Genomic DNA, 24442 nt, shown 5'->3' on the forward strand with positions numbered 1-24442 from the left:
GGAAAAAGAGGACAAAGGTAGATCAACCAGTCAATATAGAATACTAAGAACTACCAAAATCATCCGGAGGTGCACCCATGGAAAAAACAGACATACATGATATTATCGTCATCGGCGGGGGACCCGCGGGACTATTTACTTCCTTTTATGCTGGAATGCGTAAAGCAACTGTAAAAGTGATCGAAAGTATGCCCCAATTAGGTGGACAACTTTCTGCATTATATCCAGAGAAATATATTTATGATGTAGCAGGCTTCCCTAAAATTCGCGCCCAAGAATTAGTCGATAATCTCATCACACAGTCAACAAAGTTTGATCCCACTTTTTGTGTGGATGAAAAAGTAGAAAATGTTGAAAAAAATGAAGATGGCTCGTTTCATGTAACTACCAATAAAACCACCCACCATGGACGTGCAGTCATTATTACCGCGGGCGTTGGCGCTTTCGAGCCCCGCAAGCTTCAACTAGAGGGAGCGGAAAAATACGAACAGACCAACCTCCATTATTTTGTCAAAGACTTAAGTCGCTTTACTGGTCAAGACGTATTAATCGCAGGTGGAGGCGACTCTGCAGTCGATTGGGCCCTTATGCTTGAGCCAATTGCAAAAAGTGTAACTGTGGTTCATCGACGTGATAAATTTAGAGCTCATGAGCACAGTGTAGAGCAAATGCATGCTTCCAAGGTTCGAGTGATTACGCCGCGCGATATCACTTCGTTGTATGGTAACGAACGGATTGAGCGCGTCACTATATCCGATAAAAAATCAGGTCAACACGAACAACTTTCTGTTGATGCTGTAATAGTTAGCTACGGTTTTGTTTCTACATTGGGTCCGATTAAGGAGTGGGGATTAGAGATTGAGAAGGGAAATGTTATTGTGAACTCCCGCATGGAAACAAATATCCCTGGCATTTATGCCGCCGGCGATATAAATACGTATCCTGGCAAAGTAAAGCTGATTGCTGTTGGCTTTGGCGAAGCTCCAACAGCTGTAAATAATGCCATGCAATATATTAATCCAGACGCTCGCCTACAACCTGGGCATAGTTCCAACATGAAATTTTAGAGTATGAAGAAGGGCGTATGAGACAAGCTAAGGCTATTCTACGGATAAAAGCGAGGTGAGTGTCAGCTATCGCAGCTTTTATAGAGATAGGCTGACCGGATCGTGTACAGACGGCGTATTCTAGGAACCATTTATTACATCGGACTGATCGTTATTTCCCTCTTCATCCCTCTTGCTATCATTGGGAGTGTACTTACTCGTGGTGATGAAGTTACCTCAGGCTGGGTCGGGGGGATATTAGCTTTCATCGTGTTAATGGCATATCTGATCATTCCCAATATACTAGGGAGGCGCGACGAATAAAATGGAGTGGCTATGCCCCGTCTGCAATGGATATGAGTCCCTCGATGCTTTCTGCCCTCAATGTGCCAGCCCGTTAGAAGATCATGGTCGCTATATGGATCTCTTTGGCGACTACAGTCCATACGAACCGATAGATGGTGGGAAATTGAGCGACAATCTACTCGATCTCCACACTCACCAGTGTCCACATACTACCTTTTGCCGTCAATGTTATTACTCCGACATTGCGATGGTAAACGAACAGTAAAAGCGTCCCTTTACAAAGGGACGCTTTTCTTACCCCTACGCCTCTTACTGTGTACGACGAACCCAGAATCCACCTACAAATGTTTTGGGCTCCATCGAAACAATAAAGGCATGAGGATCTATGCCATGAACATGCTCAACCAACTCTTTCTGTCTATTTCGCTTCGTCAACACCGATAGCACCAACCGCTGTCCAGTGAGACCTTCTCCATACCACGAAGTAACACCAAAGCCAGCGTCACGCAACTGGTTAGGCATATCAGAAGTTTCCTGACGCGTAATTACTTGCACGGTTACATATCCCATCGCCAACTTCTCTTCTACCAAAGAGCCTGTATATACACCAATCGCAAAACCAAGACAGTATACGATAACATTAAGTATGCTGTCCATGTGGTCTAACACAACGGATAGCCCTGATATATAGACGAACACCTCTGCAAAACTCACGGCAGATGCAACTGTACGATACCCTTTCATCATCAGAATAAGGCGCACTGTGGAGATCGTCACATAGGCGATATTAATAACAAATATAAATAAAAGGATCATCAAAAAGTTCATTGGGACAACCCATCCTTCAATTAAAGAAAAGTTTACGTTCGCCCTATTCTATCGGATAGAAGGGGTATGATGCAATCACTTCAGGCAAAATAAAACACACCCCAGGAGCTCCCGGGATGTGAGCGTTTACAAGGTGGTGGTCTTAAGATTGCACGGCTGGTTCCTTCAGTTCCAACACTTCGTCTGGATCTGCAAGCACACGTCCGTAATACTTCTTCGTACGGAAGTTATGAATTTCCTCACATGCTTTCGCCATCTTATCCATCACTTCTTCTTGTGTTAATTCCACAGGCGTCCAGTAGTAAATAATCATATCAAATTGGTTGCCATCATCATCTTCCCGTTGGTACTTAATGCGGTCTGCTTTAACAAAACCATTTCGCTCATAAAATTGAATTCGCTTTTTGGTATCCTCATCTTGTTTATCAATGGGTTCCACCTCTAACAAGATGGTCTTCCCTTTATTTTTAAGTTTTTCAATAACCTTAGAGCCTACCCCTTTACCACGCGCACGTTCATCCACGAGTATATAATCTACAAATAGAAAAGAGGAAAATTCCGCATACATGAGTACATAATCCTCTGTTTCATCCTTAAAGTAGAAATCTTTTTCCTTAATCAAATCACTAAGCTGATCACGGTCCTTCATCTCTTGTTCAGGAAAGTAATCGTTCAAACGATCGTAATAATTCACTTGTTCTCCTCCTTTAGATCTTCCACACATTATATACCCTCCCTCTGGAAAAACAAAACGCGCTTGATTAAAAAAGATAAAAAAATTGATCACATCCTTTCTCATCTCTAAAAGAAACGAATGTGATCATACCCAACCCATCACAGTCATTTATCATGCTTAGGCTTTTCTTCTGGCTTTAAGTCGTCGCCTTCGTCAACCCCCGTGTAAGCACTCACAATCCCGCCTGCCATACCCTCATTCATCATGCGATCTACATCTAAAAAATAACGATCCCGTCCTTCGTGCTCGTGATCACAACACTCCTCTTTCTGATCTTGCTTTGTGCGATACGCTTCATCTGTTTCTATACTCGTGTAAGAGGTAACCTCACCACCTGCCAACCCCTCACCAACCATTCTTTCTTCTTGACGCTCTTTATCTTCGGGTTTGTGTTTATTGGATCCCATCTTAATTCCACCTCTTCGACAGTTGTTCTTATATGCTTACATTAGTCGTTCCCCCTCCGCGTTCTCCGTAAACAATCAAATCATTCCAATCCCTCACCTCTCTTTTAAATCACATCACAAAACCACACCTAATTTTTTCTTCTTTATGTAACTGCCGCTACAAAATCTATTTAATTTCATATCATAGTAATAGAATGAAAGGAGATTAATTTATGGCATTACTTTATACAACGGGACCCATAGTCGCTAATGACCTTTCTGAAGTTCCAGTAGAAGGTCCAGCTATACTTTTTAAAGTGATGAATAGTAGTCCAAAAGATAGCAATATTGCTAGAGTACGTGTCCGCTTGCTACGGTTACAATCAAATCAAAGTAAAACACTGCTATTCCGCGACGATGTAACCATCGCTGCCGGTCGAACTGCTGTTTGTGAAACCACTGCCCCCCCAGAATTGTTCCCCCTGGCTATCTCCGACAATCCCATATTTGAAGCCGAAGTTCGGATTGATATTGACGGTATGGAAGACTTCTTAGCTGTTAACTTCGCACAACTATCCATCACGGGGACTAAGGGAGTATTTGATCGTATTTTGCAGTCGGAATTAATATTAAAACGTCCTCTAAATTTAATGAGATAGCCAAAATCCAAACAATAAAGAAGAAGAGGGCATCTACCCTCTTCTTCTTTATTACTATGATTAACAATCGCCTGGTTTTCCTGCCTGCGTAGCTGTCCGAAAAGAAGATCCACAACCACAAGTTGCTGTCGCATTTGGATTGTGGATCGTGAAACCGCCACCCATCATCGACTCTTTATAATCGATCTGCAATCCTCGAATCAAATCGAGACTAGCTTTATCTATCAGAATCGGAATCCCTTCTTGTACGAAGGACTCATCTTTATCCGTCTTTTCTTCATCAAATCCCATTCCATAAGAGAATCCGCTACACCCACCGGCAGTAACACCAATGCGCAAATAAGTCGGCCCCTCTTCATCTTTCATCATATCCTTAATTTTATAAATCGCTTGCTCGCTTAAGGTAATCATGTACCGATTCCCTCCAAACTCATATCAACATTATCATCTAACTTTAGTATACAGGGAAGTTTGCAGCGAAACAACCAGGCACACCCCTACCTTCTTTAATAAGGAAGCACATGAGCTTCACGAATGCGCGAATCAAACCGCCTAATCAAATATCCCTTTTCACGCTCCAAACGAATTAGCTGGTTATGAAGCTCATCCAAACGGCAGCTTAATTGATACACGGTAGGGTGATGAAAGCCCAGTTTGTCCCCTGCTTCTACCATTTGACGCCTGATTTCTTCAATTAACATCTCCAATGCCTGCCGTTCAATCACCCAAACTCCCCCTTAATCATCATACGATAGGCAATATTGGTTCATAAATAGGGTTTTAAAGCTGATCATCAGCTAATTTTTCTATACCCGCTTCATCCATTGATGAACCAGACTTTACAAATTGTATTATAAACAGTATATTATATAATATTGAATAATAAGTAAAGCTATCCATGAAAAAATATTTGTGAATTTTATTTCTTAGTATATCGGATATATGAAATCATTATTATGCTTGGAAGGATGTATACCATATGCCTGATCCTCGTATTAATCAACTTGCTCGCGTCATTGTCAATGCATTGAAAATACAAGAACATGAACAAATCCTCATTCCATCGTCCTCCTTATCGGAACCGCTCACCATGGCTCTATACACTCTGGTCCTAAAGCGCGGGGCGCATCCCCTTCTATTTACCGAATCAGACGAACGACAACGTATCTTTTTCACTGAGGCAATGGATCATCATCTCGATTCCATTCCTTCCATTCTACGCTATGCATATGAACATGCTGATGCATCCATTCAATTGTATGCTCCGCAAAACACTCGTGAGCTAGCTACTATCGACCCTAGACGCATCCAACGATATAAAAAAGCGATCAAACCTTTTACTGAACGACTCTTACGCGGAGAAGCGAGGTGGGTGGTCTCAGCATTCCCGACACCTGCACTGGCACAAGAAGCAGATATGAGTCTTTCAGATTATGAAGATTTTCTCTATTCAGCTGTTGATATTGATATTGAGGCCATGCACACCTCTATGGAAACAGCTGTTGTCCACTTTGACCAGGCGCGTGAGGTGCGCATTAAGGCAAGTGGCACAGATATTACACTCAATATTGAAGGACGCAAGGGCGTATTAGATACGAGTGAAATACACAATATCCCTTGCGGAGAATTCTTCTACGCCCCATTGGAACATAAGACAGAAGGAACCATTACATACGATTGGCCTGCAGTCTTCTCTGGTCGAGAAGTAGCCGGCATACAACTCACCTTCAATCAAGGGAAAGTCGTCAATGCCACTGCAGATAAAGGCGAAGATTTCTTGTTAGAAGCTCTTAATACAGACGATGGAGCCCGTTATCTCGGAGAATTAGGCATTGGTTGTAACCATGGGATCACCCGGCAAAGTAAAAGTATTCTTTTTGATGAAAAGATCGGAGGAACTGTCCATCTAGCCCTCGGCGCAGCTTATGATAGCTGTGGTGGAACAAATAAGTCTACCATCCATTGGGACATGGTAAAGGATTTACGACCCGGTGGAGAAATCTATTTAGATGGGAGATTAGTACAAAAAAATGGGGAGTGGGTATTTTAATAAAAGAAAGAGAACAGAACAGCCCGTGATCGCTACTCCCACGGGCTGTGTTTCTATGGCAAGCGGTCAAGATCAAAATCCACATCATATGGATCTACACTCTCTGCCCGCGCTTTCTTTATTTTTTCTCGCAATGCTACTGCATTATCTGCTTCTATCGATTCACCATCGACGAAGACAAAACAGCGCTCTGCACATACTCCACAATTACCTAGACAGCCGTACTCGACGACATCCAAGGTGGGATCTTGCTCCAACTCATCCTTCAACATCTTCATTTCATCCGACAAATTATTAACGCAAAACTCCACAAGAGGACGCACAATCCTTCACTCCATCTACTCCTTATAACGTCCATTATAACCATGGCTAATAAATGATTTGCAAGCCCTATTATTTTACTTTTACTCCTAATGATTCTAATTTCTGATATAGAAGTGGCAAACGTGGATTGCCTTCACTTACTACCATATCAGCGAGCACGATCACAGGGTACCATAATTCTTCCTCTATAATCTGTGTAGCTAGCTTACTCTGTACCTCATCTTGAGGTTCTTCAAAATCTACATAATGCACTTGAACTTGTTTGCCATACCTACGTTCCAATACAGCTGCCAACCAGACAGCTGTCTCCTTAGATGAAGGCAGGTTAACACAGCTTGCACACAATTCTTCTGTCCCGTACACCCATAAATCGACTTGCTCCCCATCTTTCATCGAACTCGCCTCCTCTCCTTGTATCCAAGCTCCAACATTACTTCGCATCTAATGCTTGTTGTAAATCTGCCTGCAAGTCATCAATATCTTCAATTCCTACTGAGATTCGCACAAGACCATCTGTGATTCCTAACTCCAAGCGCCGATGTGGAGGAATAGAAGCATGAGTCATTCGACTCGGGATCGAGATTAAACTTTCTACTGCCCCTAAACTTTCAGCCAGTGTAAAGTACTGAACTTTCTTCAAGATGCGATCTGCTCGCTCTGCACTACCCACATCAAAAGAGATCATACCTCCATATCCACGTGCCTGTGTACTGGCAAGTTCATGTCCAGCATGAGACTTAAGTCCTGGATAAAAGACTCTCTCAACATCTGTTCTTGTCTCTAACCACTCCGCTAATCGGCGTGCCGATTGCTCATGCTGCTTCATTCGTAAACCTAGTGTTTTAATGCCCCTCATTAACAACCATGAATCTTGTGGTCCTAGTACACCACCGATCGAGTTCTGGACAAAGAACAGTTTCTCTCCCCATTCCTCATCTTTAACCGCAACCAAACCTGCCACCACATCACTATGACCACCTAAATACTTGGTAGCACTGTGAACAACCATATCGGCCCCCAAATCTAATGGGTTTTGCCAGTATGGCGTCATAAATGTATTATCTACAATCAGGAGCAAATCACTTTCTTTGCTCATGTCTGCAATCGCACTAATATCAGATACCTTCAAGAGAGGGTTAGTTGGTGTCTCTAGAAAAATAGCCCGCGTATTCTCTTGAATCGCTTTCTTAACTTCGTTCACATCACTCGTATCTACCAAGCTCATCTCAATACCGAAGCGCGAAAATACATGATGTAGGACGCGATACGTTCCACCATATACATCATCTCCGATAATGATATGATCCCCCTTATTAAATAAAGAGACAATAGTGGAGATAGCTGCCATTCCGGAAGCAAAAGCAAAGCCACGCACACCGTTTTCCAAATCTGCAATCAGTGCTTCCAGAGCTGCTCGTGTCGGATTCCCCGAACGAGAGTACTCATAGCCTGCAACTAATTCTCCCACCCCATCCTGCTTATACGTAGAAACCTGATAGATCGGAACACTAACCGCTCCAGTATACTTGTCACCAACTATTCCACCATGTATCATTTTCGTATCTAGTTTCATCTATTTTCTACCCCTTTCTGCGTATACCCCTTGACTCAAATATCGTTCACTACTATCTGGGAAGACAACGAGAATATTCGTACCCGCCTTTGCTAATTTTGCCTCCCGCAAGGCGGCTACAAAAGCAGCACCTGAAGAACTGGCTACCAACAACCCTTCCTGCTCAGATAATACTCTCACGTAATGGAATGCCTCTTCGTCCGAGACAATATGAATAGCATCAAAATAGGAACGATCCATATATGCAGGTAAAAACTCCATGCCAATCCCTTCAGTATCATGAGGGGCCCCCGGATTATCACTCAAATGTCCACCTTCCGGTTCCACGATAACTGCTTTCACAGATGGATTCTGCTCTTTTAAGTACTTGGCGGCACCCATAAAAGTTCCACCTGAACCAGCTCCGGCCACAAAAATATCTATTTTACCATCCATTTGATCCCATATTTCAGGCCCTGTCGTCCGATAATGGACCTCTGGATTTGCTGGATTTTGAAACTGCAAGGGCAAGTAAGAATTTTCTTCCATCATCGTTAACTGTTTAGCCCGTTCTATCGCACCTTTCATTCCATCCTTGGTTGGGGTGTTGATCACTTCTGCACCGAGTGCACGCATTAATGCCTGTTTCTCATGTGAAAACTTCTCTGGGACTATACACTTCACTTTATAGCCTGTACGAACTGCCGCCAATGCCAAACCAATCCCCGTATTCCCGGCCGTTGGTTCAATAATTGTTCCTCCCGGCTTTAATTCCCCCGAACGTTCCCCTGCTTCGATCAAAGCCATACCAAGGCGGTCTTTTACACTACCTCCAGGATTGAAGTACTCAAGCTTAGCATAGAGGGTTACATCATCTGGTACTTCATGATGATTAATACGTACAATCGGGGTCTGACCAATCAATTCTTTTATATCATCATATACATGCTTCATCACATATTCGTTGGTCTACTCACTTAAGACCAACTCCCCCCTTCAATATTATATCCTCGTTCCTCATCATTAGCAGTTAATCAAGTAAAACCTCATCGGATTTATCGGAAATAAACCCATCCTACTTTTATCTTATCACTTTCCATCACATCATGGAAATTAGTTTTTGCCCTCTTCCTCTCCTTTCTATCTCCATATGCTCATGGATTTTTTTCAACTGAGCGATTATAATGGTGAGGAAAGGAGTGTACGCGATATGGAAGAACAAGTGCAAGTTGTTTTGGATAAATTGCGCCCCTTCATCCAACAAGATGGCGGCGACGTGGAACTCGTAGAGATCGAAGATGGCATTGTTCGTGTACGTTTACTAGGTGCATGTGGCAGCTGTCCTAGCTCCACCATCACTTTAAAAGCAGGTATCGAACGTGCATTGGTTGAGGAAGTTCCCGGTGTAAAAGAGGTTGAGCAAGTTCTCTAAACTCTCTTTACTACGTATATACGCTAAAAACCCCGCTTTGGAGTGATCCAAAGCGGGGTTTTTATTTTAAGTTGCATCAGCGGAATGAACAGGTCTTCCTTCTTTTTTCATTGACTCTTCTTGATATAGATGGCAAGCAACCCAATGTTTCGGACGAGCTTCTAGCCATTCCGGAACTTCTTTTGCACAAATATCCATCGCTTGTGGGCAGCGAGTACGGAACCGGCATCCACTCGGTGGATCAATTGGACTTGGTACATCTCCTTCAAGAATGATACGCTCACGCTCATGCTTCGTATTTGGATCTGGAATTGGCACCGCAGAGAGTAACGCCTGTGTATATGGATGAAGTGTATGCTCATATAGCTCATCACTATCTGACAACTCTACCATGCTACCCAAATACATGACACCAATGCGATCACTAATATATTTTACCATCGATAAGTCATGGGCGATGAAAAGGTAGGTAAGACCTTCTTTGCGTTGTAAATCTTTCATCAAGTTAACCACTTGAGCCTGGATTGATACATCCAACGCTGAAATAGGCTCATCTGCAATAATAAACTTTGGATTAAGCGCCAAAGCACGAGCAATCCCAATCCGTTGCCGTTGGCCACCACTAAACTCATGTGGGAAACGAGAAGCATGATCTTCTTTCAGTCCCACAATCCTTAATAGTTCATGCACACGTTTGCGACGCTCTTCACCACTCAACAATCCATGAATATCAATTCCTTCTGCAATGATATCCATAACCGTCATCCGCGGATTTAATGATGCATAAGGGTCCTGAAAAATCATTTGCATCTCTTGATTAAACTTTTTTAGCTTTTTCCCTTTTAGTTTATAAATATCTTCTCCATCAAAAATAGCTTCCCCATCAGTCGCATTATACAGACGAATTAATGTACGACCAACTGTAGATTTACCGCACCCCGATTCGCCCACAAGGCCAAATGTTTCTCCTTGATATATATCAAATGTTACACCATCAACAGCCTTTACTTTTTTTCCTTGACCCATATTAAAGTGCTTCGTTAAGTTTTTCACTTCGAGAATTTTCTCTGCTGTTTTTGCCATGATGTCACCCTCCGATCACATAGTATCCACTAATTCGTAGCTTAATAAAAATGATAAATTAAAAATAATATCTTCTATCACTTTATACATCATTAAAAATAAGCATCCATCCATAAGTTAGGCTAATCTCAGTCTGATATCTCATACTTCACAGAGTCACCGATACACGTATTCTTTGATTATACTTAGAAATCACTCATACTTCAATGAGATTTAATCCCTGTACCAATAATTGAGCACCTAAAATGCCTATCCATCTGGACTGATTCACCCTAAGGCAGTCTGATTCCATTCGCAAGGAAGAATCGCTCGCGGGTACCGCCACGAGCGATTCTTCTTCCCCAAACCAGCTTTACTCATCTTCGCTTCGATCAATATACGCCCACTTCAGAGAAAAATCTGAGCCAAATGCATATCTGGCGATATCTTTTACGTAAGATTTCTCTACATACGCTTCCTTACCGTAATCCAGTGTTGCGATTGCGGCTTCTTCTAACAAGATTCTTTCCGCTTCACGCAAATCATTTGCCCTCTTTTCATAATCAGTGGTACTCTTCGACTCTTCCACCAGGTTATGATACCTTTCATTCATCCACTTTCCATAATTCAATTCATTGTCCATTTGAAATAATTCTAAGAAGGTCATCGGGTCGTTATAATCTCCGATCCAACCCATAAGCGATACATCAAACGCCCCTTCTCCTTCCAATTTATAGCGCACTTTAGACGGCACCGCTTTCACGTTTACGGTGATACCTAGATACTTTTCCCATTGTTCCCTCAAAAAAACAGCTTTCTTACGGGTAGTATCATCATCAGAAACAAGAAGCGTAAACGTTGGTTTTTCCGAAGTATTCAGCTCACGTAACCCTTCCTTTAAAGATGATTTCGCTTCAACAGGCTCAAAGATTTGAATGGGATAATCACGAAAAGGTTGTCCACTAATAAAAATCGTAGGCGGGATAAGTCCGCCTGCAGGTTCAGATCCATCCTTTAGGACTTTTTCTGACCATGCTTCTCGATCAATAGCTGCACTTAACGCTTTCCTTACATTTTGATTTTGGAGATATTTATTTTTCGTATTAAAGTTTAGATATGAGGTCGTCGCCTTCGTGACGGTGATATATTCTTTCGTCTGATTAAACGCACTAGTGAAAGATTGGCTCAATTGTGCTACATCTGCTTTATCAGACATATACTGCTTGACTCCATCAGATGTCTTTTTTAGTACGTTTACTCTCGCTTCTTCTATTGATACTACATTACGATCCCAATACGTATCATTTTTCTTCATCCTATAAAACTCATTTTTATTCCATTCCGACAGAACAAACGGACCGTTATACGCTACCGACTCTGCCGATTGCCCATATTCTTCACCATACTTTTCTACAAATTCTTTTCTCTGTGGATAAAAAGAAGGGAAGGCCATGAGATCTAAAAAGTATGGAATGGGTTCATTTAACTGTACTTGTAACGTTTTATCATCGATCGATACAATTCCCACATCTTCTTTATTCGCTTCCTCAGTCCGATACTCTTTCGCATTTAAAATCGAATCAAAGATATAGGAATACTCGCCACCTGTTTTCGGGTCTAGCGTCCGTTCCCAAGAATATTCAAAATCTTGTGCTGTTATTTCCTCACCATCATGCCATTTAGCATCTCGCAAATGAAAGGTGTATTTCTTCTTATCCTCGCTAATTTCAACACTCTCCGCAATCGCTTTTACAGGCTTCCCATCCTGATTAATTCTCATTAGCCCTTCCATCGTATTATCGAGCGCGTTAAAAGTAGAAGTGTCAATTGCCTTTGATACATCCAACGTCACAATATCTTGTGTAGTCGTTAAAGTAAGTTTCTGCTCTCCCTCTACTTTTTTAGCACTATCGCTCTCCACATCGAGTCCACTACATCCGGACAGTACGACTGCACTCGATATCACTGCAACCAATGTCGACCTGACCCACTTCTGCATCATATATCCCCCTTAGCCTTCAAGTATACACTTCCTAAACTGCACAATCCCCATACTATATAATCTGATTCTATCTATAGTATAAATAAAGATTGCAATTTAGAAAAGTCTACACGCACATTATTCAGGATGAAAGCGATTTCATCCTGAATAACGGATGAATCGAAGGCCTACATTGTCATGGCCTCCGATTATCAATGTTATTTTGAACCAATTTCTTCTAGTATTTTTTCGCGATCTACTGGTGGAGCATCTGGATGCTCTAACCAACAAAATGTTTTGTGCGTATCGGAAATCACAGATTCCTCCGGCCATTCCTCTTTACAAATCTTCATAGCATGAGGACAACGATCAGCAAACGGACATCCCTGTGGTGGTTGCAAAAGGTCAGGTGGCGATCCTGGAATCGGCTTCAGATCATTATCTTTTTGCCAATCTAAAGAAGGCATCGAACCCATCAAGCCCCATGTATAAGGATGGCGTGGATTATTAAAGATTTCTTCCACGGTGCCCGTTTCTACCACTTTTCCTCCATACATCACAGCTACACGTTGCGCCGTTTCAGCAACAACACCCAAATCATGGGTGATAAGAATAATAGCAGTATTGGTTTTTTCTTGTAAATCTTTCATTAAATCAAGGATTTGAGCCTGAATCGTAACGTCTAGAGCGGTTGTCGGCTCATCCGCTATTAACACCTTAGGATTACATGCAAGTGCAATCGCAATCATCGCACGTTGTCGCATTCCTCCACTAAATTGATGAGGGTACGATTTAATGCGGCTTTCCGGATGAGGAATCCCTACCAAACGTAACATTTCCTCTGCGCGCTTCCACGCTTCCCCTTTAGATATATCTTGGTGCCAGAGCAGACCTTCAACAATTTGTTGTCCTATGGTCATAGTCGGGTTAAGTGAGGTCATCGGGTCTTGAAAGATCATCGCAATTTCTGACCCGCGCATTTTATACATTTCTTTTTCAGGTAGCTCGGTTAGCCCTTTGCCCTCAAATTGAATACTGCCCTCTTTAATCTCACCTGGAGGCATAGGGATCAGACGCATTATCGACTGCGCAGTCACGCTCTTCCCACTCCCTGATTCCCCTACAATCGCGAGAGCTTCGCCTTTATTTAATGTAAGATTTACTCCACGCACAGCATAAACTTCCCCTGCAAATGTGTGGAAAGAGACATGTAAGTCTTTTACTTCCAATAAATGATCCACTGTTTCCAACCTCCTTTACTTCCGCATTTTTGGATCAAGTGCATCGCGCAACCCATCGCCTAATGCATTAAATGCTAATAGCACTAAACTCAAGAAAAAGGCGGGGAAGAACAAACGCCACCATGAATCAATATAAGGAGAAATAACAATCAAACTATCATTAATCATCGTACCCCAACTAGCAAAGGGTGCTTGAATACCTAAGCCTAAGAAACTCAAAAATGCTTCTGCAAAGATGGCATTAGGAACCGTAAACGTAACCAAAACTAAGATAGGTCCCATCGAATTTGGAATCAAGTGTTTAGATAACAATCTCCAGGTACTTGCTCCCATTGTGGTCGCACACAATACATATTCTTGTTCTTTTAACTGGAGTACTTGTCCACGTACCAAACGCGCCATATTTAACCACCCGGTAATGGATAGAGCAATAATAATCGTTACTAGGCCTGGTTCCATAATCACCAGGAGTAAAATAACAACCAACAGATAAGGCAGTCCCCACAGAACGTCCACAATCCTCATCATAAACTCGTCTGTTCGCCCACCTCGAAAACCTGAAATACCACCATAAATAACACCCACAATAAGGTCAATCAAAGCAGCAGCAATCCCTACCGTTAGAGAAACCCCTGCACCATACCAAGTACGTGTAAACACGTCTCTTCCAAGGTCATCCGTACCAAACCAATGCTCACCTGATAAAGGCGCATCCCGATTTAAAAGGTCCTGTTCTTCATAAGAGATATCACTAAATACGGGTACAGCAATCGCCATCAATATCAGTGCCATAATAATAATAAGACCAGTAAGGGCTAACTTGTTCTGTTTTAGCCTTCTCCATGAATCTTTCCAATAACCTACACTAGGTCGCTTAATATCTTCTGCATTATTGTCATTTTGAGTTAGCCGCTCAAACTTTTCTGCTGGAATTGCCATCTTATTTTGCCTCCTTTCCACCTAACTTAATGCGAGGATCAATCCAGGAATAAGCAATATCAACCAAGAAGTTTACCATGATTAATAGTGCAGAGTAGAAGATAGTCATACCCATAATTACAGGATAATCCCGGTTACTGATGCTCTCAACGAAATGCTTCCCTATTCCTGGGATAGCAAAAATCTTTTCAATAACAAAACTTCCCGTTAATATTCCAATAGCTAATGGACCGATAATGGTTACAACAGGCAAAATAGCATTACGTACCGTATGCCGGCTTACAACAAAATAAGGTGATAGTCCCTTTGCTCTGGCTGTCCGAATATAATCTTGTCCCAGCACTTCTAACATATTGGAACGCATTAGGCGTGTCACCAAAGCGAGTGGTAATGAAGAGAGCGCTATTGCAGGTAGTATCGTGTACTCAAACCCGTTCCACCCTGCCAAAGGGAGCAACTCCCATTCTACGCCAAAGTACTTTTGGAATAAAGGTGCGATAACAAAGCTGGGCACAGATAATCCAATTACTGCTAGAAACATTGCTAGGTAGTCTAATGGCTTATTTTGCTGTAAGGATGCAATAATTCCTAGAAAGAGACCAATAATAACCGCAATGATCATCGCTTCAATCCCTAAAACAGCGGACACTGGGAACCCTTCAGCGATAAGATCGTTCACTCCACGGCTTGCTTGTTTAATAGAAGGTCCTAGATCAAACTGAGCCAGATCTTTGAGATAGAGCACATATTGCGTAGGTAGTGGCTCGTTCAAGTTATATTCGGCTCTTAGGTTATTAAGAATTTCCTCCGAGTATTTTTTCTCGCTCGTAAATGGATCACCTGGAATCAAGTTCATTAATACAAACGTCAAGGTTGCAATTACCCATAATGTAATTGCCATCATGATAAATCGCTTCCCTATATAACGAATCATCATTCGCCACCTCCTTGAAATTAAACTGAAGGACACAGGAAAGTCACCCTTATGAGGGTGACTCCCCGCAACCCTTCTCTAAAAATTATGCTCTAGTGCTTGGTGATGTATGCTTCGCTAAAGTCTACTTGTCCATCTACAGTATACACTACATCTTTAACATAGTCTTTCGACATGTGGCTCTCAGTGTAGAAGTATACTGGTGCTACAGGCATTTCATCCATTAGCACTTGCTCAGCCTTACGCATAGCTTCCATACGAACTTCTTGATCGATCGTTGATTTCGCTTCTTTGATCAACTTATCGTATTCCTTGTTGCTAAAGCTTGGGTCGTTTTGCCCAGAATCAGTTTCATACATGTCCATAAAGGTCATTGGATCAATATAATCAGGCAGCCAACCAAAGCGTGCCATTTGGAAATCGCCATTCCCTTTTTCTTCAAGGAAGACTTTCCACTCCGAATTTTTCAGTTTCACATCAACACCCAAGTTCTTTTTCAACATTTGTTGAACAGCTTCAGCGATTTTTTTGTGACCATCGCTGGTGTTGTAAGACAAAGTAACGTCTGGAAGCTCTTTATATCCTTCTTCTTTCATTCCTTCTTCTAACAACTTTTTCGCATCTTCAGCTTGAGCAGTTTCGCTGATGAACGGTTTGTAGTCGCCACTTTCAAGCCATGGCTTTTCCGCATGAACATCTGGCATTTCCCAAGGAATCCAGCCTGTAGCGGGCTTCTCGCCACTAAGACTTACATTTTCAACGATGGACTTACGGTCAATCGCCATCGAGAAAGCTTTACGAATCTTGCTGTTGGTAAATGGCTCTTTTTCTACGTTGAATTCATATGCATAGGTTCCAATAATTGGACTTGCAACTGCTTTTTCTTCTTTAATTAACTTATCAGCTAGATCTGCTGGAATGATGGTTTTATCGCCTTCATCAAACTCACCTGTATCAAACTGCTGTAAACCAGTTTGTTCGTCTGGAACTACTGGCATATTAATTTGATCTAATTTAACACGGTCTTTACCGTAATAGTTATCATTCTTTTTAAGTACAACTTTTTTATCATGCTCCCACGTATCTAGTACGAAAGGACCATTAGATACATAGCTATCTGCTTCCGTTCCCCATTTTGCGTTTTCTTCAACTACTTTTTTATTTACAGGCATCAATGTATAAAAAGCAGTTAAACTAACAAAGTACGGTGCTGGTTTTTCCAGCTCAACTTCCAAGGTTTTATCGTCTACAGCTTTTACACCTACATCTTCAGCTTTACCTTTTCCTTCATTGTAGGCTTTACCATTTTTCAAGTAATGAAGTTGGTAAGCATATGGTGCTGCTGTTTTAGGATCGAGCACGCGCTTCCAAGCATATTCAAAGTCCCCTGCAGTAACTGCATCTCCATTGGACCATTTTGTATCACGCAAGTGGAACGTAATTTTCTTTCCATCTTCACTAATTTCCCACTTTTCAGCAACCCCTGGTTCGGGAATACCATTCTCATCTACTCTAGCTAAACCTTCCATTACGGATCTTACAATCGTACCGGAAGAAGAATCTTCTGCTTTAGCTGGATCCAATGCCGGTGGTTCACTTTTTAAACGAGCGGTAGTTAAGACCTGCTCTTCAGCCATCTCTTCGCTACCAGATTTTTTCTTACTTTCTTCTCCACCACCGGTACATGCCGCAGTAAAAATCATACTGGACGCAATACCAATGGCTAAAGATCTCTTCAACCATTTCGACTTGCTCATTCCATTACCCCCTGAGAAATTATGATGTTTATATAGCAATAGCATAGAGCTAGAGCTCACTTCATTAGGTAATTAATCTGTCTCTTCTGCTTCATGAATTATCGGAATACGAGCAGAAAATAAAAGACCGCCACAACACTTGCTTACTACTATATTAATTGTATTATACCCTATATTCAACTTCAATGCGAATTACCCTTTTTCACAAAGTGATATGTGGTATATTCTAAATTGAGTTGTTTCTAGTCACAGCTGATATAATAGCATTAAATAAGTGTTATAAGTGATTAAAAAATCGTAAGTAATCTGACCAGTCTGTTTACATTCTACATTAGAAAGGAGTGCTTGAATAGTTGAAAAAAAAGGGAGCATTTCCGTTCGTACTATGCACATTACTTATTTCCCAATATGTTTTACTCATTCTAATAACTGATAATATGACACAGCTTCTAAATGTTCTTTTTCTAACAGGGTTATGTTGCCTTATGATTGCTGGGATCTATTATGTCATTGTTGGTGGGTTCTTTAGTGTCATGGGGAAAGGGTTTAAACTCGTTCGCGATCTTTTCCCACGACAGAGCAGTCGCTTAGAAGGTTTTCAAGAAGCACCTGATCACCTCCAGAATGAAAGTTCGTCTCATAAACACCGACTCCTTTCACAGTTAATTATTAGTATCACTATCATTGGAACGATTGATATCCTCCTCTCCTTCTTGCTGATAAAGTAACTACAAAAATAAAGCCTATATTTCTCTTTGTGCCCTGTGTCACAAAGAGAAATATAGGCTTATCCCCTCTTTAGGATTTCGTCCTCTCTTTCTTTCTACGAGAGCCACTCCAGCCTTGGAATCTTCACACCAAAAGCCTCTTCCACCTGAGTCGGATAGGTACGCAACCACTGCTCCTTGATCTCCTCTTTATTTAACTCTCTGCGAAAGCGAATCTCTGCCTGCTCCAGTGGGACAGTTTGACCTCCATAAATCTGATTGAGAATTCGAATCGACCGATCCGGCAGAATGGACCGGGCATAGATCAGTGCATACTCCGCTTCAGTTAAGGAGGATACATCTTGGTATGCCGCTAAAATGACAGGGATCGTTTCCGCATTCCGCGTCTTGCCATAAGCATATTGCAAAAAAGACGCCAATTCACGACTTCTTACATCCACCTCTAACCGATCCCAATCTACTAGCTGTAAGTACCCTTGTTCATCAACAAGGAAGTTGCGCGCATATACACTTCCATGACAGAGCTGACTATAGCGAAGCGTATCACGACAAACCTCATCCCCACCGATTCGCTCTAAATAAGAAAGAGCAGCATCAATCATTCCTTCTATATATGGAGAGTGGCGGAGCCATAATTGATCCATGTCATGTGTTTTGGTTGCCCATGAAGCAGCAGTATGATATAGGTGCATCTGCTTTTTCATTTTATCCCAATCCTTACTCCATGCAATCGCCTTTGGGATGTTCACCTGTTCGCTGCTTTCCATGATCGAACGCGAAGCACGATGAATTTCTGCCAATAAACGGGCTGCCAATCCCCAATCCCGCTTTGAACGAATGAGGAATGGCTCTCCTTCAATCCAATCGAGTAATACATACCGTGAGTGAAACCCATTTATTGTTAATAAATTGCGTTTCGTTCTAACTGGTCTTGGTATATAAAGTAAGTCGGTTTCATCCGTATAAGAACCCAATTCCTCTATCAACAGCCACCGATCTTCCGCACGCGGGCGCACTCGCTTCAGGGCATATCGCCCTTGATCGGTTTCTAAGCGAATTATCCCACCGATCGTCTCCGATGACTCAATCGTGAGTCCATAATGATGTTGGATCAACTCAGCCAACCGCGGCTCATCTATATCGGTTCTCTTGACCGATCTCGCCGTTGATCCCATATCGCAGTCCTCCTCTCATTTCACTCTAATGTATGCCATCAGAAGGAGGTGTATGCCGAGAAGGAGACACCGTCTCTGTCGCTTTAGATGTGGGATGGATCATATCTAGTCCCCCAGAAACAGTAATTTGATTCCCCGTAATAAAATCCGATTTTTCTTCACACAAAAAGCGAACCACACGTGCCACATCCTCTCCTGCACCAGGACGGCCTCGTGGTACTTCCGCGTCATAAATGTCTTTTACTTGCTCAATCGTCTTCTCCTTGTTTTCACCAACAATGTCTGCCGGGGCAACCATATTCACGGTTATTCCGTACGGAGCTTCTTCCACCGCCACACTTTTAACAAAGGAAACAAGGCCTGCCTTTGCTGCAGCATAAGTCGCACGATCGGGCCATGCTGGAGCTTCCTGTACACGCGCAAAGCCAAATAACACAATACGTCCAAAGTGATGCTCACGCATATAGGGAAGAGCCGTATGCGCCGCTAGCATAGCACTATGTAAATTGCTATAAACAAGTTCTTCAATCTCTGCCTGTGAGTAGTCTACAAAATGTCGTCGTTTACGTTCAAACGGACCTACAGCATGCACCAAACCATCTAAACGACCAAAATACGTACTCACTTGCTCTACAAGGCGCTTACTTTCTCCACCTTTACTCAAATCGGCTTGAAAAGGAGCCGACTCACATCCAAACTGATCACGCAAAGTATGGACTAATTGAACGGCTGCCGACCTAGATGAGTGGTAATGTACAGCCACATTCCAACCTGCTTGAGCAAGCGAGATCGCCACACTTTTTCCTAACCCTTTGCTACTCCCTGTAACTAGCACAACCCGTCGAAGCTTCACATCGTAGGATTCCTGTAAGTCTTTAAGCCTTATTCCTGCATCTAATCCTTTTTGATTATTCATTCGCCGCCTCCCCCTTCCCTAACTTGACCACGCCTTTATGCCAAATAAACGTAGTGATCATCGATCCACTTACGACTTATCTCATCAGCCAATCGTAAATACTCTAAGTGAGCTAGTGTTTCCGATAAGGCAAAGCGCAAGTTATGAATGGAGAGTCGGTCACCAAAGTGTTGAAAGCAACATTCTACCGCTGTCATGCCCCCCTTTGATTGAGACAAAATCCCCTTCATATGGTCAAGTCGTTCACGATGATGTCGTTCTAGCTCCTCTATTCGTTCGCGATAAGAATGAAACACAGTGCCGTGAGCAGGAAAAACCGTTTGCACCGGAAGTTCCTTCATCTTATTTAATGACTCCATAAATAATCGAAGTGGGTTTGGATGCCCGCCCGGCCACATACTAATATTAGGCGTAATTTTAGGTAACAAAAAATCCCCCGCCAATAACCACTCCCGTTCACGATCATAAAAACAGAGATGACCATCCGCATGGCCAGGTGTATGCATAATCTCATACTGGCGATCTCCTAAACGGATCATCTCCCCTGCGGCAATAAAACTAGGTGTGGGATGCGGCTCTACCCACGGACGAAAATGTTCAATATGCCCTGGAATCTGCTCCACCCATTGTGACGACAAGCCATTTTCTCCATACGACTTTACCAAACCCTGAGCAAAAGTGCTGCCTGCGCCGACAAAATTATGAGCTTGTTCATAATCGATGCGTGACAAATAGACTGGAGCCCCAGATTGAGCCTGCATCCACCCTGCCAAGCCATAATGATCAGGGTGATAGTGTGTAAGTACAATCTTCTCTACATCATCCCACCCCCATCCCATTTTCCGTTGCGCTTCCTCCCAAACATGAATACTATCAGCTGTATGAAGACCCGTATCCAGCACCGTATAACCATATTCGCCACGAAGCAAATACGCATTAATTATTTTTAAAGGAAAGGGTAACGGCAATCGAATCTTCGTAATTTCACTCCAACTATTCATAATGAATCTCTCCTTCAAATAAATGCGTTATGACTAGCGAGCAGTACCCACAAAAATCATGCGTGCACTCTCTTCTTTATACATCTTCCCTTCATAATCACCATACACTGCATCAATCGCTAATCCAGCTTGTCCCATCATCTGCACCATCTCATCTCTCGTGTACATCTTCACCCGTTCTTGATAGGTACGCGTCCCTTCATTATCAGTAACTGTTATTTTCTTATGTACAAATGGGCCCTCAATTTTGCGTTCCTCTACAATTAGAGTATCCTCTTCCTGCCTACGGCTCTCCGGAATTAAGTGCTTCTCAACCGAGTAGCGATTAAGAAAATCGATCACAAATTTCCCACCCGGTTTTAATACCCGCTTAATTTCGGTCAAGACTTTGCTATTTTCATGATCTTCTATAAAGTAGCCAAACGAAGTAAATAAGTTCATAACTGCATCAAAAGAGTGATCAGCAAATGGAACTTTCCTCATATCTCCCTGCACATAATGTACATTTTCATGTTGATTACACCTGCGCCCATGTCGCAACAGGGTAGTCGACAGGTCCATCCCCGTTACATGTAAACCTTTATGCGCCAGTTCAATTGAATGACGTCCCGTTCCACAGCAGAGATCCAGTACAGTCTCCCCTCCACCTAATTCCATCCATGTACAGATCGCATCAATTTCCTTAGATGCATGAACCTGATCACGATGCCGATATACAAGTAAGTAATCTTCTCCAAAACTTTTTTCATACCATGGTGACATCGAGCTTACTCCTTCCATTTCAATACCTATTTTATCATACTATTCGCTTAAAGCGCCTCTTTCTCCAATTCTTTAGCAAGATAGCTTTGTATCCACCCTCGATACGAAGAAAGTACATCCGTGCGGTTCAACCACTCCCATACTTCATCGGCCTTCATTTCATGATAGTAACGAACCAATCGTTCACGAAAATAAACCAATGCCTTTAGTTCGGCTACGCTTTCCACAGGAATGACGCGTTCATCCTCTAAAATATCAATAATATCTAAATATCCTCCTGGATCCCTCATAATAAAACCATCAATTAACGAATTCCCTACATCTATTACACTTTCAACCGCTAGATGAATAGCACGCGCTACCGCAAACTGCTCCATCAAGTCTCTATTTCCATTTTCTTTTACTTCTTCCATCACAGTAAGTGCAGTTTGTAAAATGTCACACTGAGCGTTTATACGGGTCGTATCCACTTCGTACATCATGCCTTCTTCTCCCTTCAAATAGGACTTCTTTGCCTCTTCACCGACCTTATCACTTTATCTCTTTTTGTAAGTGGATGCAATGAATCTTCTACCCTATACCCCCATTTCAGGGCTCAATTATATTCCATATTAAGTGATCTATTCAAAAAGAAGGGGGTTGTTTTCTATCCCTTCACTCTTTAAAATATTATTTATTCATTTATTGAAACAAATGAGTTAAACTTTCCATTACTATATATAGATTCTTTACAAGGAAGGGGCAACATCATGAGCACCTCAAACGAGTCACGCAATGCTTTCTTTGATAATGCCAAGTTCTTGCTTATCTTTTTGGTCGTACTAGGACACGCCATCCGACCTTTGGCAGATCAATTTGATAGCATGAACGCATTGTATTTATGGATTTATTCCTTTCATATGCCTTTGATGATCTTTATTGCGGGTTATTTTTCTAAAAACATTCACAAGAAGGGGCAATATCAAAAACTGATTGCAACCGTTCTTGTTCCATACCTCTTATTTGAATTTCTTTACGAAGTTTATCAATCTTTCATCTATGCACCTGACTCTAATAATCAACTTGATTTATTATCACCCTATTGGCTTATGTGGTTTATGTTTAGTTTATTTTTGTGGAAGACACTGCTCCCATACTTTCTAAACTTAAAATATCCTCTCATGATCTCTATTGCACTTGGGTTACTGATTGGGTTTACAGATGCAGATAAATTTTTGTCCTTCCATAAGACGATTGCCTTCTTCCCATTCTTTATCCTGGGCTATTTCACCAGCGCAGAACTAATCACCAAACTACAAAGAAAAAGCGTACGCACCATCTCTGCACTTATTCTTATTTTTAGTTTTATCACACTCTATCTAATGGAACTTCATTATCTACCTTTTCATATGGAGATCCGTAAATGGTTATACTTTTCCACTCCATATGTGGAACTTGGGAAAAGTGTTGGTGTTGGTGTGCTGTATCGTTTTATCTTGTATGGTATTTGTATCGTCATGTCGCTCAGTTTTCTCGCCGTTGCACCTACAAAGAAAACATTTTTTACCCACCTAGGAACAAGAACATTATATGTGTACTTGTTACATGGTTTCTTGATCAGAACCCTCTTCACCTTAGAGATTTACGAGCAAGTAGATTCTAGTTGGTCCATTTTATATGCGGTTCTGCTCTCTATTTTGATCACCTATATTTTATCGACCGCATGGACACTTCGTTTAACAAAGCCACTCGTACAACCTCGGTTGCACTGGCTCCTAGGGAAACCTAAACATGGCTCCATCAATATTCCCTCCACTTAAACAGTGAAACAAAGAAACGACAAGAGGCGCGCAAGTATTCCTTTGCTCCTCTTGTCGTTTCTTATTTTGTCAATTCACTTCTCTGTTTGTCATAGCCTGACATCCTTTGTCACGCATGAAGGAATTGCACTCTAAGTTAAGAATATGAGGAGGAGAGAGTTTCTTGTATCAAGGGGTTGATGCATGATGTCAAAAGAAACTTATATTACTACTGCTGAGGCTGCAAGTCAGCTTCACGTTCATGCTCGTACCATCCGTAAATGGATCGATACTTTCGCTGAATATATTCAACCAGAAACAAACGAGCGCGGTCATTATTTACTCACACAAAGCGGCCTTGAACGCTTAGAAGAAATCCAACGACGACTACAGGAAAAAAATCGTTCTATGCGTCAGGTTCGGGAACTCCTAAAGGAAGAAGGGAAAATTCGCGGTCTATCGCATCCCTCCAATCTAGCAATTCCTTCTCCTCCTCATCTACCGCCGAAGGTAGAAGCCACTATGGATCAAATCATGGAAAGCATGACAAACATGGAAAAATGGATAGAGTCTTTGACAAAACGGATGGAGCGCATTGAAGATCATGTATTCGATTTGTTTGACGCGTTGGAAGAAGTAGAGCATCGCATTCACCAATCTAATCATGAATACGCGAAAACCGAAGAGGTCTCTGCTATGTTTGAGGAGATCAGAAGAAAACAAGATCAATTAAAAATCGAATTGCGTCAAGCCACCTTCTCTCATCGCTTAGCTGCCGCTGCTGTTTCTCCGGCAGAATTAGGACCACGGAAGCAGAAAAAGGGAAGCCGTTTTCTTCTATTTTAGAAT

The 24442-nt window shown here is 42.0% G+C and carries 29 protein-coding genes; 9 read left to right on the forward strand and 20 right to left on the reverse strand.

The genetic code is table 11. From position 1 onward, the window contains the following. Positions 1-77 precede the first annotated feature (77 nt). From NXZ84_RS09270 to NXZ84_RS09280, 3 genes are all read left to right on the forward strand, one after another. Positions 78-1067 (forward strand): NAD(P)/FAD-dependent oxidoreductase, encoded by a 990-nt coding sequence (locus NXZ84_RS09270; protein ID WP_258839968.1) that lies wholly within the window; start codon positions 78-80, stop codon positions 1065-1067. A gap of 102 nt (positions 1068-1169) precedes the next feature. After that, positions 1170-1370, forward strand: coding sequence for a hypothetical protein (locus NXZ84_RS09275; RefSeq protein WP_258839969.1), 201 nt, complete (start codon positions 1170-1172; stop codon positions 1368-1370). Between the two features lies 1 nt (position 1371). Continuing rightward, complete coding sequence (locus tag NXZ84_RS09280; RefSeq protein ID WP_258839970.1) at positions 1372-1617, forward strand: hypothetical protein; 246 nt, start codon at positions 1372-1374, stop codon at positions 1615-1617. A 44-nt stretch (positions 1618-1661) separates the two neighbouring features. On the opposite strand, the gene NXZ84_RS09285 is transcribed toward NXZ84_RS09280, so the two are convergent. The 3 genes from NXZ84_RS09285 to NXZ84_RS09295 all read right to left on the reverse strand — a co-directional run bounded on the left by NXZ84_RS09285 (position 1662) and on the right by NXZ84_RS09295 (position 3323). Then, positions 1662-2168 (reverse strand): DUF2179 domain-containing protein, encoded by a 507-nt coding sequence (locus NXZ84_RS09285; protein ID WP_258839971.1) that lies wholly within the window; start codon positions 2166-2168, stop codon positions 1662-1664. Between the two features lie 154 nt (positions 2169-2322). Further along, positions 2323-2874 (reverse strand): GNAT family N-acetyltransferase, encoded by a 552-nt coding sequence (locus NXZ84_RS09290; protein ID WP_258839972.1) that lies wholly within the window; start codon positions 2872-2874, stop codon positions 2323-2325. A 146-nt stretch (positions 2875-3020) separates the two neighbouring features. Further along, the gene (locus NXZ84_RS09295) at positions 3021-3323 is read right to left on the reverse strand and encodes a hypothetical protein (protein WP_258839973.1); all 303 of its coding nucleotides are present in this window, start codon (positions 3321-3323) and stop codon (positions 3021-3023) included. A gap of 212 nt (positions 3324-3535) precedes the next feature. Between NXZ84_RS09295 and NXZ84_RS09300 the strand changes: the two genes are divergently transcribed. Beyond that, positions 3536-3961 (forward strand): hypothetical protein, encoded by a 426-nt coding sequence (locus NXZ84_RS09300; protein WP_258839974.1) that lies wholly within the window; start codon positions 3536-3538, stop codon positions 3959-3961. A 60-nt stretch (positions 3962-4021) separates the two neighbouring features. Here the strand turns inward: NXZ84_RS09300 and NXZ84_RS09305 are convergent, their stop codons facing one another. Together NXZ84_RS09305 and NXZ84_RS09310 are read right to left on the reverse strand one after the other, a co-directional pair. Then, complete coding sequence (locus NXZ84_RS09305) at positions 4022-4372, reverse strand: HesB/IscA family protein (protein ID WP_258839975.1); 351 nt, start codon at positions 4370-4372, stop codon at positions 4022-4024. Positions 4373-4467: 95 nt separating this feature from the next. Beyond that, positions 4468-4686 carry an aspartyl-phosphate phosphatase Spo0E family protein gene (locus NXZ84_RS09310; protein ID WP_258839976.1) on the reverse strand — a complete coding sequence of 73 codons (219 nt, stop codon included), beginning with the start codon at positions 4684-4686 and terminating at the stop codon, positions 4468-4470. 254 nt (positions 4687-4940) lie between these two features. Between NXZ84_RS09310 and NXZ84_RS09315 the strand changes: the two genes are divergently transcribed. After that, positions 4941-6011, forward strand: a complete 1071-nt coding sequence (locus NXZ84_RS09315) for an aminopeptidase (protein WP_258839977.1) — start codon at positions 4941-4943, stop codon at positions 6009-6011. A 53-nt stretch (positions 6012-6064) separates the two neighbouring features. Here NXZ84_RS09315 and NXZ84_RS09320 read toward each other — a convergent pair whose 3' ends face one another. The 4 genes from NXZ84_RS09320 to NXZ84_RS09335 all read right to left on the reverse strand — a co-directional run bounded on the left by NXZ84_RS09320 (position 6065) and on the right by NXZ84_RS09335 (position 8841). After that, on the reverse strand, positions 6065-6322 hold the full coding sequence (locus tag NXZ84_RS09320) for a DUF1450 domain-containing protein (protein ID WP_258839978.1): 258 nt from the start codon (positions 6320-6322) through the stop codon (positions 6065-6067). A gap of 82 nt (positions 6323-6404) precedes the next feature. Continuing rightward, a complete protein-coding gene (locus NXZ84_RS09325) occupies positions 6405-6728 on the reverse strand; it encodes a DUF1462 family protein (protein WP_258839979.1) in 324 nt (107 codons plus the stop codon). Between the two features lie 37 nt (positions 6729-6765). Then, on the reverse strand, positions 6766-7908 hold the full coding sequence (locus tag NXZ84_RS09330; RefSeq protein ID WP_258839980.1) for a bifunctional cystathionine gamma-lyase/homocysteine desulfhydrase: 1143 nt from the start codon (positions 7906-7908) through the stop codon (positions 6766-6768). Next, the gene (locus NXZ84_RS09335) at positions 7909-8841 is read right to left on the reverse strand and encodes a PLP-dependent cysteine synthase family protein (RefSeq protein ID WP_258839981.1); all 933 of its coding nucleotides are present in this window, start codon (positions 8839-8841) and stop codon (positions 7909-7911) included. It abuts the gene before it with no gap. Between the two features lie 196 nt (positions 8842-9037). Between NXZ84_RS09335 and NXZ84_RS09340 the strand changes: the two genes are divergently transcribed. Further along, entirely contained in the window at positions 9038-9319 is a 282-nt protein-coding gene (locus NXZ84_RS09340) for a NifU family protein (protein ID WP_258839982.1), read from the forward strand. Between the two features lie 66 nt (positions 9320-9385). Here NXZ84_RS09340 and NXZ84_RS09345 read toward each other — a convergent pair whose 3' ends face one another. The 6 genes from NXZ84_RS09345 to NXZ84_RS09370 form a co-directional block, all read right to left on the reverse strand. Next, the gene (locus tag NXZ84_RS09345) at positions 9386-10402 is read right to left on the reverse strand and encodes an ABC transporter ATP-binding protein (RefSeq protein ID WP_258839983.1); all 1017 of its coding nucleotides are present in this window, start codon (positions 10400-10402) and stop codon (positions 9386-9388) included. 352 nt (positions 10403-10754) lie between these two features. Next, positions 10755-12380, reverse strand: a complete 1626-nt coding sequence (locus NXZ84_RS09350) for a peptide ABC transporter substrate-binding protein (protein WP_258839984.1) — start codon at positions 12378-12380, stop codon at positions 10755-10757. 200 nt (positions 12381-12580) lie between these two features. Further along, entirely contained in the window at positions 12581-13603 is a 1023-nt protein-coding gene (locus tag NXZ84_RS09355) for an ABC transporter ATP-binding protein (RefSeq protein ID WP_258839985.1), read from the reverse strand. A 15-nt stretch (positions 13604-13618) separates the two neighbouring features. Next, the gene (locus NXZ84_RS09360) at positions 13619-14542 is read right to left on the reverse strand and encodes an ABC transporter permease (protein ID WP_258839986.1); all 924 of its coding nucleotides are present in this window, start codon (positions 14540-14542) and stop codon (positions 13619-13621) included. 1 nt (position 14543) lies between these two features. Then, positions 14544-15476, reverse strand: coding sequence for an ABC transporter permease (locus tag NXZ84_RS09365; RefSeq protein WP_258839987.1), 933 nt, complete (start codon positions 15474-15476; stop codon positions 14544-14546). 92 nt (positions 15477-15568) lie between these two features. After that, positions 15569-17233: a peptide ABC transporter substrate-binding protein gene (locus tag NXZ84_RS09370; RefSeq protein WP_258839988.1), complete on the reverse strand. Its 1665-nt coding sequence runs from the start codon at positions 17231-17233 to the stop codon at positions 15569-15571. A 353-nt stretch (positions 17234-17586) separates the two neighbouring features. Between NXZ84_RS09370 and NXZ84_RS09375 the strand changes: the two genes are divergently transcribed. Continuing rightward, positions 17587-17961: a DUF3899 domain-containing protein gene (locus NXZ84_RS09375; protein WP_258839989.1), complete on the forward strand. Its 375-nt coding sequence runs from the start codon at positions 17587-17589 to the stop codon at positions 17959-17961. Positions 17962-18056: 95 nt separating this feature from the next. On the opposite strand, the gene NXZ84_RS09380 is transcribed toward NXZ84_RS09375, so the two are convergent. The 5 genes from NXZ84_RS09380 to NXZ84_RS09400 are packed head-to-tail and all read right to left on the reverse strand — an operon-like array spanning position 18057 to position 22315. Further along, entirely contained in the window at positions 18057-19136 is a 1080-nt protein-coding gene (locus NXZ84_RS09380; RefSeq protein WP_258839990.1) for a phosphotransferase, read from the reverse strand. Positions 19137-19161: 25 nt separating this feature from the next. Then, positions 19162-20052: an SDR family oxidoreductase gene (locus NXZ84_RS09385; protein ID WP_258839991.1), complete on the reverse strand. Its 891-nt coding sequence runs from the start codon at positions 20050-20052 to the stop codon at positions 19162-19164. 35 nt (positions 20053-20087) lie between these two features. After that, entirely contained in the window at positions 20088-21053 is a 966-nt protein-coding gene (locus NXZ84_RS09390; protein ID WP_258839992.1) for an MBL fold metallo-hydrolase, read from the reverse strand. A gap of 33 nt (positions 21054-21086) precedes the next feature. Continuing rightward, entirely contained in the window at positions 21087-21815 is a 729-nt protein-coding gene (locus NXZ84_RS09395) for a class I SAM-dependent methyltransferase (RefSeq protein WP_258839993.1), read from the reverse strand. 47 nt (positions 21816-21862) lie between these two features. Beyond that, a complete protein-coding gene (locus NXZ84_RS09400; RefSeq protein ID WP_258839994.1) occupies positions 21863-22315 on the reverse strand; it encodes a DUF86 domain-containing protein in 453 nt (150 codons plus the stop codon). Positions 22316-22564: 249 nt separating this feature from the next. Here NXZ84_RS09400 and NXZ84_RS09405 point away from each other — a divergent pair, with 249 nt between their 5' ends. Beyond that, a complete protein-coding gene (locus NXZ84_RS09405; protein ID WP_258839995.1) occupies positions 22565-23614 on the forward strand; it encodes an acyltransferase family protein in 1050 nt (349 codons plus the stop codon). Positions 23615-23800: 186 nt separating this feature from the next. Continuing rightward, positions 23801-24439, forward strand: coding sequence for a helix-turn-helix domain-containing protein (locus NXZ84_RS09410; RefSeq protein ID WP_258839996.1), 639 nt, complete (start codon positions 23801-23803; stop codon positions 24437-24439). The last annotated feature ends 3 nt before the right edge of the window (positions 24440-24442 follow it).

This window comes from Mechercharimyces sp. CAU 1602 (assembly GCF_024753565.1).
Classification (GTDB): domain Bacteria; phylum Bacillota; class Bacilli; order Thermoactinomycetales; family JANTPT01; genus Mechercharimyces.

What these genes read in the sequence shown, in the direction of transcription:
- NXZ84_RS09270 (WP_258839968.1), top strand. Translation starts at nt 78, where the DNA reads ATGGAAAAAACAGACATACATGATATTATCGTCATCGGCGGGGGACCC.
- NXZ84_RS09280 (WP_258839970.1), top strand. Translation starts at nt 1,372, where the DNA reads ATGGAGTGGCTATGCCCCGTCTGCAATGGATATGAGTCCCTCGATGCT.
- NXZ84_RS09285 (WP_258839971.1), bottom strand. Translation starts at nt 2,168, where the DNA reads ATGATCCTTTTATTTATATTTGTTATTAATATCGCCTATGTGACGATC.
- NXZ84_RS09295 (WP_258839973.1), bottom strand. Translation starts at nt 3,323, where the DNA reads ATGGGATCCAATAAACACAAACCCGAAGATAAAGAGCGTCAAGAAGAA.
- NXZ84_RS09300 (WP_258839974.1), top strand. Translation starts at nt 3,536, where the DNA reads ATGGCATTACTTTATACAACGGGACCCATAGTCGCTAATGACCTTTCT.
- NXZ84_RS09305 (WP_258839975.1), bottom strand. Translation starts at nt 4,372, where the DNA reads ATGATTACCTTAAGCGAGCAAGCGATTTATAAAATTAAGGATATGATG.
- NXZ84_RS09315 (WP_258839977.1), top strand. Translation starts at nt 4,941, where the DNA reads ATGCCTGATCCTCGTATTAATCAACTTGCTCGCGTCATTGTCAATGCA.
- NXZ84_RS09325 (WP_258839979.1), bottom strand. Translation starts at nt 6,728, where the DNA reads ATGAAAGATGGGGAGCAAGTCGATTTATGGGTGTACGGGACAGAAGAA.
- NXZ84_RS09330 (WP_258839980.1), bottom strand. Translation starts at nt 7,908, where the DNA reads ATGAAACTAGATACGAAAATGATACATGGTGGAATAGTTGGTGACAAG.
- NXZ84_RS09335 (WP_258839981.1), bottom strand. Translation starts at nt 8,841, where the DNA reads ATGAAGCATGTATATGATGATATAAAAGAATTGATTGGTCAGACCCCG.
- NXZ84_RS09340 (WP_258839982.1), top strand. Translation starts at nt 9,038, where the DNA reads ATGCTCATGGATTTTTTTCAACTGAGCGATTATAATGGTGAGGAAAGG.
- NXZ84_RS09345 (WP_258839983.1), bottom strand. Translation starts at nt 10,402, where the DNA reads ATGGCAAAAACAGCAGAGAAAATTCTCGAAGTGAAAAACTTAACGAAG.
- NXZ84_RS09350 (WP_258839984.1), bottom strand. Translation starts at nt 12,380, where the DNA reads ATGCAGAAGTGGGTCAGGTCGACATTGGTTGCAGTGATATCGAGTGCA.
- NXZ84_RS09360 (WP_258839986.1), bottom strand. Translation starts at nt 14,542, where the DNA reads ATGGCAATTCCAGCAGAAAAGTTTGAGCGGCTAACTCAAAATGACAAT.
- NXZ84_RS09365 (WP_258839987.1), bottom strand. Translation starts at nt 15,476, where the DNA reads ATGATTCGTTATATAGGGAAGCGATTTATCATGATGGCAATTACATTA.
- NXZ84_RS09370 (WP_258839988.1), bottom strand. Translation starts at nt 17,233, where the DNA reads ATGAGCAAGTCGAAATGGTTGAAGAGATCTTTAGCCATTGGTATTGCG.
- NXZ84_RS09380 (WP_258839990.1), bottom strand. Translation starts at nt 19,136, where the DNA reads ATGGGATCAACGGCGAGATCGGTCAAGAGAACCGATATAGATGAGCCG.
- NXZ84_RS09385 (WP_258839991.1), bottom strand. Translation starts at nt 20,052, where the DNA reads ATGAATAATCAAAAAGGATTAGATGCAGGAATAAGGCTTAAAGACTTA.
- NXZ84_RS09390 (WP_258839992.1), bottom strand. Translation starts at nt 21,053, where the DNA reads ATGAATAGTTGGAGTGAAATTACGAAGATTCGATTGCCGTTACCCTTT.
- NXZ84_RS09395 (WP_258839993.1), bottom strand. Translation starts at nt 21,815, where the DNA reads ATGTCACCATGGTATGAAAAAAGTTTTGGAGAAGATTACTTACTTGTA.
- NXZ84_RS09405 (WP_258839995.1), top strand. Translation starts at nt 22,565, where the DNA reads ATGAGCACCTCAAACGAGTCACGCAATGCTTTCTTTGATAATGCCAAG.
- NXZ84_RS09410 (WP_258839996.1), top strand. Translation starts at nt 23,801, where the DNA reads ATGTCAAAAGAAACTTATATTACTACTGCTGAGGCTGCAAGTCAGCTT.